This is a genomic window from Citrobacter sp. CK198, from assembly GCF_030333295.1.
Lineage (GTDB): Bacteria > Pseudomonadota > Gammaproteobacteria > Enterobacterales > Enterobacteriaceae > Citrobacter_B > Citrobacter_B koseri.
Genome location: NZ_JAOWGE010000028.1, coordinates 140,786 through 157,111 on the forward strand (window position 1 = coordinate 140,786; position 16,326 = coordinate 157,111).

The window sequence follows — 16,326 nt, forward strand, 5'->3', positions numbered from 1 at the left end:
ATTGATCGGGCATAATCAACGAAGTCGTATTAATTCATTCATACAAAAGTAAAAAGATGAGCCAAAAACCGTTATACCGACAGATTGCCGACCGAATCCGCGAGCAGATTGAACGTGGCGAACTGAAAGCAGGCGACGCGTTACCCACCGAGCAGGCATTGCAGCATGCGTTTGGCGTGAGCCGGGTCACGGTACGTCAGGCGCTCAAGCAACTGACCGAACAGCAGATCATCGAAAGCATTCAGGGCAGCGGGACCTATGTGAAAGAAGAGCGGGTCAATTACGACATTTACCAGTTAACCAGCTTTTACGAAAAACTCGCCGATCGCCATGTTGACACCCACAGTGACGTTTTGGTTTTTGAAGTGATCCCGGCGGACGACTTTCTGCGCAACCAGTTACAACTGGCGGAGAACAACCGGGTCTGGCACGTAAAACGCGTGCGTTACATTAAGCAAAAACCCGTCGCCCTCGAAGAGACATGGATGCCGCTGGCGCTCTTTCCCGACCTGACCTGGCAGGTGATGGAAAATTCCAAGTATCACTTTATTGAAGAGGTGAAGCAGATGGTCATTGATCGCAGCGAGCAGGAGCTGATCCCAATCATGCCAACCGAAGAAATGAGCCGCACGCTGGCGATCAGCGCAAATAAACCGATTCTGGAAAAGGTCTCTCGCGGATTTCTAAAAGACGGTCAGGTATTTGAATATAGCCGTAATGCGTTTAATACCGATGATTATAAATTTACGTTGATCGCGCGCAGAAAACAGCGCTGATCATGTTTTCTGTTCACGGTATTGTGACAATATGCTACCGGGCTCACAAATAATCCGCCCGGCAAGAAAGAACAAATTATTATCATATTTATCCTTTCATTAACAATGAACCGTGTTCCTATAGAAACATCCATTTCCGTTCCGTTATTTAACTCACAGTTTTGCCTTTGTATTATATTTATCTCTCAATAACCGTTTGCAAAAATAAATAAGACCGCGATCACAAACACAGCATATTATTTATTAACCCCCTGTTCCAATTAAATTAACCAGAGCTGGACAATCAATAATAACTCATTGATAACAAACACCCTTCCAATGATTAATTAAGAACATTAGTTTTAAGAAAGATATTTTGAAAATAGATCAATTGCATCCCTTCCCGCCTGCACAGACACTCCATGACTATTAAAAGGTTGCAGAAACCTGAGTGCGCAATATTAAACGAAGACTCTTACCTTTTGTTCATCAGCTCTACAGAGGATTACTCATGAAAAAATCAACACTTGTTATTGGCGTCATTGGTGCTGACTGCCATGCAGTAGGCAATAAAGTTTTGGATCGCGTTTTTACTGCCCATGATTTTCGCGTAATCAATCTGGGGGTCATGGTAAGCCAGGATGAATATATTGATGCCGCAATCGAAACCGGCGCCGATGCGATTGTCGTGTCATCCATTTACGGCCACGGCGATATCGACTGCCTCGGTTTACGTGAACGCTGCATCGAACGCGGTATTGGTGACATTCTGCTCTATGTCGGCGGCAATCTGGTGGTGGGTAAACATGACTTTGCCGACGTGGAAGCGAAGTTTAAAGAGATGGGCTTTAACCGCGTCTTTGCGCCAAGTCATGATCTGGAAGATGTGTGCCGGTTAATGGCCGGGGACATTAACCGGCGTCATGGTGTTGAACAGCGCTGCCTTGAAGAGGCCATCTGATGCAAATCGTCTCTGTCGATATCGGCTCGACATGGACCAAAGCCGCCCTCTTCGCCAGGGAGGGGGATGCGTTAACCCTGGTGAACCATGTCCTGACGCCAACCACCACATACCATCTGGCAGACGGTTTTTTTGCCAGTCTGAATCAGGTGCTGAATGTCGCCGATGCTCGTCCGTTGCTGAAAAGCGGCGAAGTGCAGTTGAAATACTCCTCATCGGCAAAAGGCGGGCTCGCCGTCGCCGCTATGGGGCTGGTGCCGTCTATCACGCTGGAATCCGCAAAAGTTACTGCCCACTCAGCGGGGGCGAAGATCGCGCAATATTACGCGTATAAGCTCAACCGCCATGACATCCAGGCGTTAGAAAACTCGCCGCCGGACATCCTGCTGTTTACCGGCGGTACGGATGGCGGCGAAGAAAGCTACGGTCTGGCGAATGCGCGCGCGCTGGCGAACTCAAATCTGGATTGCGCGATTATTTATGCCGGAAACCGTGACATTCAGGATGAGGTACAGGCCATTCTGGGGCACAAAGATCTGACCACGGTAGACAACATTCTGCCCGACCTCGATCACCCGAATCCGTATGCCGCCCGCCAGGCCATTTGCGATCTGTTCCTGTCCCGCATCGTGAAAGGCAAAGGGCTGGACGTGATTGTTGGCGAAACCGGCGAAGAGCCGATGCCAACGCCGTGGACCGTCTACGAGCTGGTTAAAGCCATCAGCGACATCGACAGCGCATGGAAAGAGTTCATGCTGATCGATATGGGCGGCGCCACCACCGACGTGTACTCCGCCTGCGCCAATATGCTCTCTCCCGATACCGTGCTGCATGGCGTGCCGGAACCGTTCGTCAAACGCACCGTTGAAGGCGATCTCGGGATGCGCGTCTCTGCCCTTGTGGTCGGAGAAAGCACCCAGGAGATGGTAAACGTCGTGTTTGCCCAACAGCCTGAGCGTCAGGAGGCGTTCTACGGCTATCTGCGCCACCTGGTGTCCCACCCCGATTATCTCCCCCGCAGCGACGAAGAGAAATTCTTCGACGCCCTGCTGGCAGGACTGTGCGTGGGTTATGCCAGCGAACGTCACGCGGGCACCAAAAAGCAGGTCTGCACCTGCGTGGGCAACGTCGACTTACAGATGGGGCGCGACCTCACCACCGTTCGCAAAGTTGTCGGTTCCGGCGGATGGCTCTCCCGCGCCAGTCAGTTCGACATCCATCGCTGGTTGAAATACCGCGAGCTGGACGATGACGGCAGACGCATTCTCTTACCCGGGCAGTTTGACTATTACCGCGATTCAAAAGGCTTGCTTCCTCTGCTGGCGAACGTCGCCAGGCTGTACCCGCAGCTCGCCGCTCGCACCAGTATTCAATGTTTAACCCTATAAAACCTAAGGCAGCTACGAATGGAACTCCGAAATAAAAAATTAACCCATGACGAATTCATGACCGAGCGGCATCAGGTATTGCAAACCTGGCATACCGGCAAGGACGTCGAGAATTTTGAAGATGGCGTGAAGTATCAGCAAACCATTCCAGAGAAAAAACGCTTTTCTCATGCCCTGTTAAAAGCCGATCAGGAAGGCAAAACGCTCAGCCAGCCGCGCGCGGGCGTGGCGCTGATGGATGAACACATCGCGCTGCTCAAAACGTTGCAGGAAGAGTGCGATCTGCTTCCCAGCACCATCGATGCCTATACCCGTCTGAACCGTTACGAAGAAGCGGCGATCGGTATTCAAAAATCCATCGAAGCAGGCACCTCTAAGCTGAACGGCCTGCCGGTTGTCAACCACGGCGTTGCTGCCTGCCGCCGGATGACGGAAGCACTGGAAAAACCCATTCAGGTTCGTCACGGTACGCCGGATGCGCGACTGCTGGCGGAAATCGCGATGGCCAGCGGCTTCACCAGCTATGAAGGCGGCGGCATCTCCTACAACATTCCTTACGCCAAGCGCGTCACGCTGGAAAAATCAATCCGCGACTGGCAGTACTGTGACCGTCTGATGGGAATGTATGAAGAACACGGCATCCGCATTAACCGCGAGCCGTTCGGCCCGCTGACCGGCACGCTGATCCCGCCGTTTATGTCCCACGCGGTCGCCATCATCGAAGGTCTGCTGGCGCTGGAACAGGGCGTGAAGTCGATTACCGTCGGCTATGGCCAGGTGGGCAGCCTGACGCAGGATATCGCCGCCATTCAGTCACTGCGCGAACTGTCCCACGAATATTTCCAGAACTACGGCTTTGATGATTACGAACTGAGCACCGTCTTCCACCAGTGGATGGGCGGCTTCCCGGAAGATGAATCCAAAGCGTTCGCCATTATCTCCTGGGGCGCAGCGGTGGCGGGTATGTCCGGCGCGACCAAAGTGATCACCAAGAGTCCGCACGAAGCCTTCGGTATCCCAACGGCCGCCGCAAACGCCCAGGGGCTTAAAGCCTCTCGCCAGATGCTCAATATGGTCAGCGACCAGAAATTCCCGCCGTGCGCGGCCGTGGAACAGGAAGTCGAACTGATTAAGTGCGAAGTCCGTGCGGTGCTGAAAAAAGTCTTTGAGCTGGGTAACGGCGATGTGGCGCGCGGCACGGTGCTGGCTTTTGAAGCCGGCGTGCTGGACGTACCTTTCGCCCCGGCCTCCTGTAACGCAGGCAAAATCCTGCCGGTTCGCGATAACTCCGGCGCCATTCGCATCCTTGAAGCCGGTGCGGTTCCGCTGCCGAAAGATATCCTCGCCCTGCACCACGATTACGTCGCTGAGCGCGCCCATTTTGAAGGACGCAAGCCCTCATTCCAGATGGTTGTTGATGACATCAACGCGGTATCCCACAGTCAATTAATAGGAAGACCATAATGAAAATTAAACAGGCCCTTTTCACCGCTGGCTACTCCTCATTCTATTTCGACGATCAGCAGGCGATTAAAAACGGCGCGGGTCATGATGGATTCATTTATACCGGCGCGCCGGTCACGCCCGGCTTTACCTCTGTGCGTCAGGCGGGCGAGTGCATCTCGGTACAGCTGATTCTGGAAAATGGCGCGGTAGCGGTCGGTGACTGCGCCGCCGTGCAGTATTCCGGCGCTGGCGGTCGTGACCCGCTGTTCCTGGCGGAGCACTTTATTCCGTTCCTGAACGATCACATTAAACCACTGCTGGAAGGTCGTGATGTCGATGCGTTCCTGCCGAACGCCCGCTTCTTCGACAAGCTGCGCATTGACGGCAATCTGCTGCACACCGCCGTGCGTTACGGCCTGTCGCAGGCGCTGCTCGACGCCACCGCGCTGGCGTCCGGTCGTCTGAAAGCAGAAGTGGTTTGCGATGAATGGCAGTTGCCGTGCGTCCCGGAAGCGATTCCGTTATTTGGTCAGAGCGGCGACGATCGCTATATCGCCGTCGATAAGATGATCCTCAAAGGCGTTGACGTGCTGCCGCATGCGCTGATCAACAACGTGGAAGAGAAACTGGGCTTTCAGGGCGAGAAACTGCGTGAGTATGTACGCTGGCTGTCCGATCGCATCCTGAGCCTGCGCACCAGCCCACGCTATCACCCGACGCTGCATATTGATGTCTACGGCACCATCGGCCTGATCTTCGATATGGACCCGGTACGCTGCGCGGAGTACATCGCCAGCCTGGAGAAAGAAGCGCAGGGTCTGCCGTTGTACATTGAAGGCCCGGTGGATGCCGGTAACAAACCGGATCAGATCCGTCTGCTGACCGCGATCACCAAAGAGCTGACCCGCCTCGGTTCCGGCGTGAAAATTGTCGCTGACGAATGGTGTAACACCTATCAGGACATCGTCGATTTCACTGACGCGGGCAGTTGCCACATGGTGCAGATCAAAACCCCGGATCTCGGCGGCATTCACAACATCGTTGACGCCGTGCTCTATTGCAACAAACACGGGATGGAAGCCTATCAGGGCGGCACCTGTAACGAAACCGAGATCAGCGCCCGCACCTGCGTACATGTCGCGCTGGCCGCGCGCCCGATGCGGATGCTGGTGAAACCGGGTATGGGCTTCGATGAAGGTCTCAACATCGTGTTTAACGAGATGAACCGTACCATCGCGCTGTTGCAGACAAAGGATTGAGAAATGGCACGCACATTTAAGATCTTATCGCCGACGGCCATTCTGGGTTATGGCTTCCCGGAAGAGAGCTTTCGCAAAGCGATGGAGGAGTCGCCGGATCTGATCGCCGTTGACGCCGGTTCCTCCGATCCTGGCCCCCACTACCTGGGGGCAGGGAAACCCTTTACCGACAGGGCGGGAGTGAAACGCGATCTGCGCTATATGATCACCGCTGGCGTAAAAAACGATATCCCGGTGGTGATCGGCACTGCCGGAGGCTCCGGCGCGGCGCCGCATCTGGAGTGGTGTCGCCAGATAATCCTTGAGATTGCTCAGGAAGAGAAGCTGTCGTTTTCGATGGCGCTTATCCCGTCAGATGTTGATAAAGCGATCGTTCACCAGGCGCTGGATAACGGCAAAATCACCGCGCTGGATTTCGTCCCGGAACTGACCCACGACGCGATCGACCAAAGCACCTATATCGTCGCGCAAATGGGCATCGAACCTTTCCAGCGGGCGCTGAAAGCCGGTGCGCAGGTGGTGCTGGGCGGACGCGCTTACGATCCGGCCTGCTTCGCGGCGCTGCCGATCATGCAGGGCTTTGATGAAGGTCTGGCGCTGCACTGCGGTAAGATCCTTGAGTGCGCGGCCATCGCCGCGACGCCGGGTTCCGGTTCCGACTGCGCGATGGGGATCATTGACGATAACGGCTTTACGCTCAAAACGTTCAATCCAAAGCGCAAGTTCACCGAAACCTCTGCGGCGGCGCACACCCTGTATGAGAAATCCGATCCGTACTACCTGCCGGGGCCGGGCGGCGTGCTGAATCTGAAAGGGTGCAGCTTCAAAGCGGTCAACGAGGGCGAGGTCTACGTCAGCGGTTCCCGTCACGAAGAGACGCCGTACGCGCTGAAGCTGGAAGGCGCGCGTCAGGTGGGCTTCCGCTGTCTGACCATCGCCGGGACGCGCGACCCGATCATGATTGCCAGCATTGACACCATTCTCGAAGAGGTGAAAACCAGCGTGGCGCGTAACCTCTCGCTGAATGATGACAGCATCCGCATGACGTTCCACCTGTACGGTAAGAACGGGGTGATGGGCAATCACGAACCGATGCAGAGCGCCGGGCACGAACTGGGCATATTGCTCGACGTGGTCGCGCCGACGCAGGATATCGCCAACAGCGTCTGTTCGCTGGTGCGTTCCACCCTCCTGCACTATGGCTATGAAAACCGGATTGCGACGGCGGGCAACCTCGCCTTCCCGTTCTCGCCTTCCGACATTCAAAGCGGGCCAGTGTATGAGTTTTCAATCTATCACCTGATTGAAGCAAGCGACGCGCTGCAATTTGATTTCCACCTCGAACAGGTGACGCCGGAAGGAGTTCAGGCATGAAACACTCAATTTGCTCACTGGCGCAGGTGATCCGTTCCAAAAACGCCGGACCGTACGAACTGGTTTTAGATATTTTGTTTAAAACCCGGGAAGACTATCAGCGGGTAAAAGCATCGGAACAATTAACGCCGCAGCTTATTGCCCGTTTATATAACGTCGAGCCTGATTTTATTCATCGCATTGTCTGGTTTGATCCGGCAAATGCGGTAAAAATTGTCATGCCGCGCGATATTATTTCCGGCAACGTTGGTGACAATGATGTTTATGGCGCACAGCAACACGCGCCGCTATTAAGTATTACCTTCGACTTGTAGTCATAACAATACAACAACAGCCATCAGGATACAGGATTTTGCTGTATCACTGTTTTCCTGATTATTCATGCGGTTGGTCATAACAAGCGCGTACCTGAGCGGTTGTCTGCGTTCGGGTATGCGCTGCCCTACACATTATTCTCCAACCATTATCCGATGGAGCAAACATGAAAAAAATAAGTTTAACCAAAATGATCATATTAGGCCTGATACTCGGCATGATTGCCGGGGTGGCCATTAATAATATGGCATCGGCTGAAACAGCAAAATCGTACGCCCAGGACATCTCTATTTTTACCACCATATTTTTGCGCATGGTAAAAATGATTATTGCCCCCCTCGTTATTTCAACGTTAGTGGTGGGGATCGCCAAAATGGGCGATGCCAAAACGCTGGGGCGTATATTCTCTAAAACCTTTTTCCTGTTTATTTGCGCCTCATTGTTGTCTATTGCGTTGGGTCTGGTCATCGTCAATATGTTCCAGCCAGGCGCAGGCATTAACTTTGTAGCACACGATGCAGGCGCGGTTGCCGCCGTGCAGTCTGAACCCTTCACGCTGAAAGTCTTTATCTCGCACGCCGTGCCCACCAGCATTATCGATGCGATGGCGCGCAACGAGATCCTGCAAATTGTGGTGTTCTCCATTTTCCTCGGTTGCAGCCTGGCCGCCGTTGGTGAAAAAGGCGCCGCCATCGTTAAAGTGCTCGACTCACTGGTGCACGTCATGCTGAAGCTGACAGGTTACGTGATGCTGTTTGCGCCGCTGACCGTCTTTGCCGCCATCTCCGGTTTGATTGCTGAACGCGGTCTGGGCGTGATGGTCAGCGCCGGGATCTTCATGGGCGAGTTCTACCTGACGCTGGGGATGCTGTGGGCGATCCTGATTGGCCTGTCAACAATGATTGTCGGGCCGTGCATCAGTCGTCTGACCAAAGCAATCTTCGAACCCGCGCTGCTGGCCTTTACCACGTCCAGCTCGGAAGCGGCTTTCCCCGGTACGCTGGACAAGCTGGAGAAGTTTGGCGTCTCTTCCAAGATTGCCAGCTTCGTACTGCCTATCGGTTACTCCTTTAACCTCGTCGGCTCAATGGCCTACTGCTCGTTTGCCACCGTGTTTATCGCCCAGGCGTGCAACATTGAACTGAGCATGGGCGAGCAGATCACCATGCTGCTGATTCTGATGCTGACCTCCAAAGGAATGGCAGGCGTGCCGCGTGCGTCAATGGTGGTTATCGCCGCCACTCTCAACCAGTTCAACATTCCAGAAGCCGGTCTGATCCTGCTGATGGGCGTCGATCCGTTCCTCGATATGGGCCGTTCTGCCACCAACGTGATGAGTAATGCGATGGGTGCGGCGATTGTCGGTCGTTGGGAAGGCGAGCACTTCGGCGCAGGCTGCCGTGGCAAAGCACCGGTCAAAACCCCGGAACAGGAGCGCCCGGCAACCGAACACTCAGAAGTGGCGATGTCCTGATACCACAGCGATGCCGGATGGCGCTAACGCTTATCCGGCCTACGGTTTGCGCATTGTTGTAGGCCGGACAGCCGTCCGGCAAAAATAACTTAAAGGTGAGAAGTTAATATGTCTAAACCATTTGTCTGGCAGGAACCGTTTGTTCAAAGCAAAGATACGACGGAATATGAATTACTCAGCGACAAGCACATTACGGTAACGGAGTTAGACGGTGAAGAGGTTATCAAAGTTGCGCCTGAAGCGCTGACTCTGCTGGCCCAACAGGCATTTTATGAAGCCTCGTTTTTCCTGCGCACCGCGCATCTGAAACAGATTGCCAGCATCCTGCACGATCCGCAGGCCAGCAGTAATGATAAGTACGTCGCGCTGCAACTGTTACGCAATGCCGAAGTCTCGGCGAAAGGCGTACTGCCAAACTGCCAGGACACGGGAACGGCAACCATTGTGGCGAGCAAAGGTCAGCACGTCTGGACAGGCGGCGACGATGCCGAAGCCCTGAGCAAAGGCGTGTACATCACTTTCCAGGAAAATAACTTACGCTACTCCCAGAACGCCCCGCTGGACATGTACACCGAGGTAAATACCCAAACCAACCTGCCCGCCCAGATTGATATCAGCGCGACGCCGGGTGACGAATACCGGTTTCTCTTCGTCAATAAAGGCGGCGGTTCCGCCAACAAAGCGGCGCTGTTTCAGGAAACCAAATCTATTCTGCAACCCGAAAAACTCACCGCTTTCCTGATCGAAAAAATGCGTTCGCTGGGAACAGCAGCCTGCCCGCCTTACCATATCGCTTTTGTGGTTGGCGGATTGTCTGCCGACCAGGCGCTGAAAGTGGCGAAGCTGGCCTCAACCAAATATTACGACACCCTGCCGACCAGCGGAAACGAGCTGGGCCAGGCGTTTCGCGACACGGCGCTGGAAACAATCCTGCTCAATGCCAGCCGCGAGTTTGGCATCGGAGCACAGTTTGGCGGCAAATATTTCGCTCATGATATCCGCGTTATCCGCCTGCCGCGTCACGGCGGCTCCTGCCCCATCGCAATGGCGCTCTCCTGCTCTGCCGACCGCAATATTAAAGCGAAGATCAACAAACGCGGCATCTGGCTGGAAAAACTCGAACACAATCCGGGAAAATTTATTCCTGAATCCCTGCGCGTGGAAAACAGCGCCCAGACCGTACAGCTCGATCTCAACCGTCCGCTGCGCGAGATCCTGCATAACCTTTCCACGCTGCCTGTCGGCACCCGACTGTCGCTGAATGGCCCGATTGTCGTCGCCCGCGATATCGCGCACGCCAAAATTAAAGAGCGTCTGGATAACGGCGAACCGATGCCGGACTACATGAAAAATCACATTGTTTATTACGCGGGGCCAGCCAAAACGCCGGAAAAACAGGCCTGCGGCTCGCTCGGCCCGACCACCGGCGGGCGCATGGACGGCTATGTTGACGCCTTCCAGGCGGCGGGCGGCAGTTTGATCATGCTTTCGAAAGGCAACCGCAGCCAGCAAGTGACCGAGGCCTGCCACAAGCATGGCGGCTTCAATCTTGGCAGCATTGGCGGCGCCGCCGCGCTTCTGGCGCAGCAGTACGTTAAAAGCTTGCGCTGCCTTGAGTATCCCGAACTGGGGATGGAAGCCGTGTGGATGATGGAGGTCAAAAACCTGCCCGCCTTTGTGCTGGTGGATGATAAAGGCAATAACTTCTTCAGCCAGTTTGAGCAGCAACATCGCTGCGCGACCTGTCCGGCAGGGCATTAAGGAGCATTTATGGAAGCGCGAGCCAATACTGACAGGCACCGCCAGCGGCAGCAAAAACTGAAAGAACAGGTGGACACCCGCGTGGCGGCGGCCACGGAACAGAAAGGAGTCCTGATTGTTTTCACCGGGAACGGTAAAGGAAAATCGACGGCGGCCTTTGGCACCGCAACCCGCGCGGTCGGTCACGGCAAAACCGTTGGCGTCGCGCAATTTATTAAAGGTCAGTGGGATAACGGTGAATACAACACGCTGCAACCGCTTGGCGTTGAGTTTCACATTATGGGCACCGGTTTTACCTGGGAGACGCAGGACCGGGAAGCGGATATACAGGCGGCGGAAGCCGTCTGGCAGGAAGGCAGGCGTATGCTCGCCGACCCGCGTTACGATCTGGTGGTGCTGGATGAACTGACATACATGCTGGCTTATCACTACCTGGACACCCAGGACGTGATCGCCGCGATTGTGAATCGTCCCGAACAGCAGAGCGTGATCGTTACCGGTCGCGGGTGTCATACGCAGTTACTGGAACTCGCCGATACGGTCAGCGAAGTCCGCCCGGTGAAGCATGCATTCGATAGCGGCATTCAGGCGCAGGCGGGGATAGACTGGTAGCCGCGCCTTTGCCTGATGGCGCTGCGCTTATCAGGCCTACAGTCCTCACCACTTGTAGGCCGGATAAGGCCACTGGCCGCCATCCGGCGTCAGCGCTCCACCGCTGAGATTACCGATTTTTGCAGCAGCCAGTCACGGAAGATCTGTAAATACCGGGATTCCGCTTTTTCTTCACGCCACGTCATAATAAACCGGTTCCCTGTACGCATCGGCACATCGCAGGGAATCACCATCTCACCGTTATCCAGATCGTGCTGGATCGCAAACCGGGGCAATAGCGCCACGCCCAGATTAGAACGCACGGCGGCAATCAGCATCGACAATAAATCAAAGCGCGGGCCTTTATTCACCAGCGGACTGTTGATATCCGACAGCGCGAACCATTCCTGCCAGCCTTTGATGCGCGTACTTTGATGCAAAAGAGGAAATTCATTGAGCAACTCTTCTACGGTCAGTTTTTGATTCGGCTGAGGTAAAAGGCTGCCACTGCATACGGGTAAAATTTCCTCTTCAAATAAATACTCCACCTCTGACCAGGGCGATCAAAAATCTTCCCGCATAATGGCGGCGTCATACTCACGGTTAAGAAAATCGCCAATATTCGCCAGCGAATGAATATTAACGATAATGTCAGGATTAATTTTATTAAATTCACGTAAATTCGGAATCAGCCAGTGGGTACTGAACGTTGGGTTCACCGCCAGCTCAATGACCTGAACGGTGGGTTGCCAGGTCATTATCGTATTGGTATCGCGTTCAAGTTTGTTAAGTGTTTCTTTAACAATGCTCAGATAATGCTTACCGGCTGCATTTAAAAAAATTCGCTTTTTAGCATGGTTAAATAACGAGGTATGTAAAAAATCCTCCAGCGCATTCACCTGCCGGAACACGGCACTCTGAGTCAACGCCAACTCTTCTGCTGCCCGGGTATAGCTTTCGTGACGCGCCACCACTTCAAAAGTCACCAGTAATTCGGTCTTGGGTATCTTTCCTCTCATAACGTCTTCCATATGCAGCGTACAAAAATAGTTTAATTTATAAAAAATTAATGCAACCCCTCCAGATTATCCCCGAGAGTTATATTTTATTTTCTCCGCTAATGTCATTGATCCACTCCATGATTTACGCACACTGCCAGTGTTTAAATATTAAGCAATAATACTCAACCCCGACAATAAACACAATTTAAACGCGGTTAATTACAGGCAAATAGTGCTAATAAGTTCTTAATAATTTTTCATGTTAACTTGTTTTATGGAGAAAAAATGTTGCGAGGTGAATCAATATTATTTGTGGTTTATTTAAGGAGGATTTAACACGCGGCATAACAGAAAGCGACTGTTTATGTGTCTGATAATTTTCTGTTCGTTACCTGCTGGCAGGATGATATTAATAACAATAAGCGCGGGTAAACGTTTACCGCAGCAAGATGCTTATTTTCAACACGGTTAAGCGGCAAAACAGGCAAAAAAAAGGTCACCAGAAGGTGACCAACCATGTCGAAAACGGACCAGCCCTGCATCCTTCGCGCTTCAGGTATTCCCCTGTCGCACGAAGGAGTCGGGCCTTATTGCTGCTTTTTGAGAATTACTTCATTACGGCTTTCAGCGCTTCGCCGATATCCGCCAGGCTACGAACGGTTTTCACGCCTGCGGCTTCCAGCGCGGCGAATTTTTCATCCGCCGTACCTTTACCACCCGCGATAATCGCGCCCGCGTGACCCATACGCTTGCCTTTCGGCGCGGTAACGCCCGCGATGTAACCAACAACCGGCTTGGTTACGTGTTCTTTGATGTATGCCGCCGCCTCTTCTTCCGCGCTACCGCCGATCTCACCGATCATCACGATCGCTTCAGTCTGCGGATCTTCCTGGAACAGTTTCAGGATATCGATGAAGTTAGAGCCCGGGATCGGGTCGCCGCCGATGCCCACACAGGTGGACTGGCCGAAACCGTAGTCAGTGGTCTGCTTAACCGCTTCATAGGTCAGCGTACCGGAGCGGGACACGATGCCCACTTTGCCCGGCTTGTGGATGTGGCCCGGCATGATGCCGATTTTGCACTCGCCTGGGGTGATCACGCCCGGGCAGTTCGGCCCGATCATGCGCACGCCCGCTTCGTCAAGCGCGACTTTCACGGTCAGCATATCCAGCGTCGGGATGCCTTCAGTGATGGTGATGATCAGTTTGATGCCCGCGTCGACAGCTTCCAGAATGGAGTCTTTGCAGAACGGCGCCGGAACGTAGATAACCGTTGCGGTGGCGCCAGTGGCTTCTACCGCTTCACGCACGGTATTGAACACCGGCAGACCCAGATGCGTGGTGCCGCCTTTGCCTGGCGTTACGCCACCCACCATCTGCGTGCCGTAAGCAATCGCCTGTTCAGAGTGGAAAGTCCCCTGGCTACCGGTAAAGCCCTGGCAGATAACCTTGGTGTTTTTATCGATTAAAACAGACATTATTTCCCCTCCACTGCGGCAACAACCTGCTGAGCTGCATCCGTCAGACTTTTCGCTGCAATAATATTCAGGCCGCTGTCAGCCAGTTTTTTCGCGCCGAGTTCGGCGTTGTTGCCTTCCAGACGAACGACAACCGGTACGCTAACACCCACTTCTTCTACCGCGCCGATGATACCGTCGGCAATCAGGTCGCAACGGACGATGCCGCCGAAGATGTTAACCAGAACCGCTTTCACGTTGTCGTCAGAGAGGATGATTTTGAACGCTTCGGTTACGCGCTCTTTGGTCGCGCCGCCGCCTACGTCGAGGAAGTTAGCCGGTTCGCCGCCGTGCAGTTTAACGATGTCCATCGTGCCCATCGCCAGACCTGCGCCGTTAACCATGCAGCCGATGTTGCCGTCCAGCGCCACGTAGTTCAGTTCCCACTGCGCCGCCTGTGCTTCACGCGGGTCTTCCTGAGACTGGTCGCGCATTTCGCGCAGATCCGGCTGGCGGAACAGCGCGTTGCCGTCAGCGCCCAGTTTACCGTCGAGACAGATCAGATCACCTTGTTTAGTGATCACCAGCGGGTTGATTTCGATCAGCGCCAGATCGCGCTCAAGGAAAATGGTCGCCAGACCCATAAAGATCTTCGTAAATTGCTGAACCTGCTTACCTTCCAGACCCAGCTTGAACGCCAGTTCGCGGCCCTGATACGGCATTGGGCCCGCCAGCGGATCGAGGGCGATTTTGTGGATCAGGTGCGGGGTCTCTTCCGCCACTTTTTCGATTTCCACACCGCCTTCGGTGGAGGCCATAAAGACCACGCGGCGGGAGCTACGGTCAACAACCGCGCCAAGATACAGCTCTTTATCGATATCGGTCGCCGCTTCAACCAGAATCTGGTTGACCGGTTGACCGTTAGCGTCTGTCTGGTAGGTCACGAGGCGTTTACCCAGCCAGTGTTCCGCAAACGCGCGAATCTCTTCTTTGCTGTTAACAACCTTCACACCGCCCGCTTTGCCACGGCCGCCTGCGTGAACCTGACATTTTACTACCCACGGACCCGCGCCGATTTTTGAAGCGGCTTCTTCTGCTTCACGCGGAGTAGTACAGGCATAACCCACCGGCGCCGGTAAGCCATAGCGGGCAAAAAGTTGTTTTGCCTGATATTCATGTAAGTTCATGTGTTCTGTCCATCCTTCAGGTAATCATTATCTTTAAACCTGTAGGCCTGATAAGACGCGGCTGCGTCGCCATCAGGCATCTCACCAGCGCCTTATCCGGCCTACAGGGCAGGTGACACTAAAAAGTGACTACACGTCCAGCAGCAGACGCGTCGGATCTTCCAGCAGCTCTTTAATGGCGACCAGGAAGCCCACTGATTCACGACCATCGATCAGACGGTGATCGTAAGACAGCGCCAGGTACATCATCGGCAGGATCTCAACCTTGCCATCTACCGCCATCGGACGATCTTTGATCGCATGCATGCCGAGGATTGCGCTCTGCGGCGGGTTGATGATCGGGGTAGACATCAGCGAGCCGAACACGCCACCGTTGGTGATGGTGAAGTTACCGCCGGTCAGATCGTCCACCGTCAGCTTACCGTCACGCCCTTTCACGGCCAGTTCTTTGATTTTCTTCTCGATATCCGCCATGCCGAGGGTATCGACATCACGCAGTACCGGCGTTACCAGACCACGCGGCGTGGAAACCGCCATGCTGACGTCGAAGTAGTTGTGATACACCACGTCGTCGCCATCAATAGAGGCGTTCACTTCCGGGTAGCGTTTCAGCGCTTCAACCACCGCTTTCACGTAGAAGGACATGAAGCCCAGACGAATGCCGTGACGTTTTTCAAACGCGTCGCCGTACTGCTTACGCAGATCCATGATTGGCTTCATGTTGACTTCGTTGAACGTGGTCAGCATCGCGGTGGAGTTTTTCGCTTCCAGCAGACGCTCGGCTACACGCTTGCGCAGACGGGTCATCGGGACGCGTTTTTCACTGCGAGCGCCAAGCGCAGGCTGTGCGGCAGGCGCGGCTTCCGGCGCTTTGGCTTCCGCTTTCGCCGGTGCCTTCGCCAGATGTTTTTCCACATCTTCGCGCGTGATGCGACCGCCTACGCCCGTGCCTTTGATGGCGCTGGCGTCGAGATTGTGTTCACCCAACAGACGGCGGATCGCCGGGCTGAGGGCATCGTTGTTTTGCTCGGATAGCGACGCCTGCTGGCGCTGCGCCGGTGTAGACGCTTTCTCTTCGGATTTGGCGCTGGTCTCTTTACCGGAGCTGTTGCCTTCACGCAGGCGACCCAGGATCTGGCGAGACGTTACCGTCGTACCTTCATCTTCCAGAACCGCATCCAGAATGCCGTCAGCCGATGCCGGTACTTCCAGTACCACTTTGTCAGTTTCGATTTCTACCAGCACTTCATCACGCTGGACACTATCGCCCGGTTTTTTGTGCCAGGTCGCAACGGTTGCGTCCGCTACGGACTCAGGCAGGTCGGGAACAAGAATATCTACGCTACTCATTATTTATC

Annotated in this window: 13 protein-coding genes and 1 pseudogene; 10 read left to right on the top strand and 4 right to left on the bottom strand. The window is 54.2% G+C overall.

Going from position 1 to position 16,326, the window contains the following annotated elements; translation table 11 throughout:
- The first annotated feature begins 56 nt into the window (after positions 1-56).
- From OGY62_RS07165 to cobO, 10 genes are all read left to right on the top strand, one after another.
- Entirely contained in the window at positions 57-776 is a 720-nt protein-coding gene (locus OGY62_RS07165) for a GntR family transcriptional regulator (RefSeq protein WP_049008346.1), read from the top strand.
- A gap of 490 nt (positions 777-1,266) precedes the next feature.
- Positions 1,267-1,716, top strand: a complete 450-nt coding sequence (glmS, locus tag OGY62_RS07170; RefSeq protein WP_047458071.1) for a methylaspartate mutase subunit S — start codon at positions 1,267-1,269, stop codon at positions 1,714-1,716.
- On the top strand, positions 1,716-3,104 hold the full coding sequence (gene glmL, locus OGY62_RS07175; RefSeq protein ID WP_012133258.1) for a methylaspartate mutase accessory protein GlmL: 1,389 nt from the start codon (positions 1,716-1,718) through the stop codon (positions 3,102-3,104). The genes glmS and glmL overlap by 1 nt, the downstream gene beginning before the upstream one ends.
- Positions 3,105-3,122: 18 nt before the next feature.
- Complete coding sequence (locus OGY62_RS07180; protein WP_012133259.1) at positions 3,123-4,568, top strand: methylaspartate mutase subunit E; 1,446 nt, start codon at positions 3,123-3,125, stop codon at positions 4,566-4,568.
- Positions 4,568-5,809 (top strand): methylaspartate ammonia-lyase, encoded by a 1,242-nt coding sequence (locus tag OGY62_RS07185; RefSeq protein ID WP_012133260.1) that lies wholly within the window; start codon positions 4,568-4,570, stop codon positions 5,807-5,809. Before OGY62_RS07180 ends, OGY62_RS07185 begins: the two co-directional genes overlap by 1 nt.
- A gap of 3 nt (positions 5,810-5,812) precedes the next feature.
- Entirely contained in the window at positions 5,813-7,183 is a 1,371-nt protein-coding gene (locus tag OGY62_RS07190; protein WP_047458076.1) for an acyclic terpene utilization AtuA family protein, read from the top strand.
- Positions 7,180-7,497 (top strand): DUF4387 domain-containing protein, encoded by a 318-nt coding sequence (locus OGY62_RS07195; RefSeq protein ID WP_012133262.1) that lies wholly within the window; start codon positions 7,180-7,182, stop codon positions 7,495-7,497. Before OGY62_RS07190 ends, OGY62_RS07195 begins: the two co-directional genes overlap by 4 nt.
- Before the next feature lie 167 nt (positions 7,498-7,664).
- Complete coding sequence (locus tag OGY62_RS07200) at positions 7,665-8,972, top strand: dicarboxylate/amino acid:cation symporter (RefSeq protein WP_012133264.1); 1,308 nt, start codon at positions 7,665-7,667, stop codon at positions 8,970-8,972.
- A 108-nt stretch (positions 8,973-9,080) separates the two neighbouring features.
- Positions 9,081-10,733, top strand: coding sequence for a class I fumarate hydratase (locus OGY62_RS07205; protein WP_047458079.1), 1,653 nt, complete (start codon positions 9,081-9,083; stop codon positions 10,731-10,733).
- A gap of 9 nt (positions 10,734-10,742) precedes the next feature.
- Positions 10,743-11,345 (top strand): cob(I)yrinic acid a,c-diamide adenosyltransferase, encoded by a 603-nt coding sequence (gene cobO / locus OGY62_RS07210; protein ID WP_012133266.1) that lies wholly within the window; start codon positions 10,743-10,745, stop codon positions 11,343-11,345.
- A gap of 89 nt (positions 11,346-11,434) precedes the next feature.
- Here the strand turns inward: cobO and OGY62_RS07215 are convergent.
- From OGY62_RS07215 to odhB, 4 genes and pseudogenes are all read right to left on the bottom strand, one after another.
- Positions 11,435-12,343: pseudogene (locus OGY62_RS07215) on the bottom strand (LysR family transcriptional regulator).
- 589 nt (positions 12,344-12,932) lie between these two features.
- Entirely contained in the window at positions 12,933-13,802 is an 870-nt protein-coding gene (gene sucD / locus OGY62_RS07220; RefSeq protein ID WP_012133270.1) for a succinate--CoA ligase subunit alpha, read from the bottom strand.
- Positions 13,802-14,968, bottom strand: a complete 1,167-nt coding sequence (sucC, locus tag OGY62_RS07225; protein WP_012133271.1) for an ADP-forming succinate--CoA ligase subunit beta — start codon at positions 14,966-14,968, stop codon at positions 13,802-13,804. Before sucC ends, sucD begins: the two co-directional genes overlap by 1 nt.
- 129 nt (positions 14,969-15,097) lie before the next feature.
- Positions 15,098-16,318, bottom strand: coding sequence for a 2-oxoglutarate dehydrogenase complex dihydrolipoyllysine-residue succinyltransferase (odhB, locus tag OGY62_RS07230; protein WP_047458082.1), 1,221 nt, complete (start codon positions 16,316-16,318; stop codon positions 15,098-15,100).
- Between the last annotated feature and the right edge of the window lie 8 nt (positions 16,319-16,326).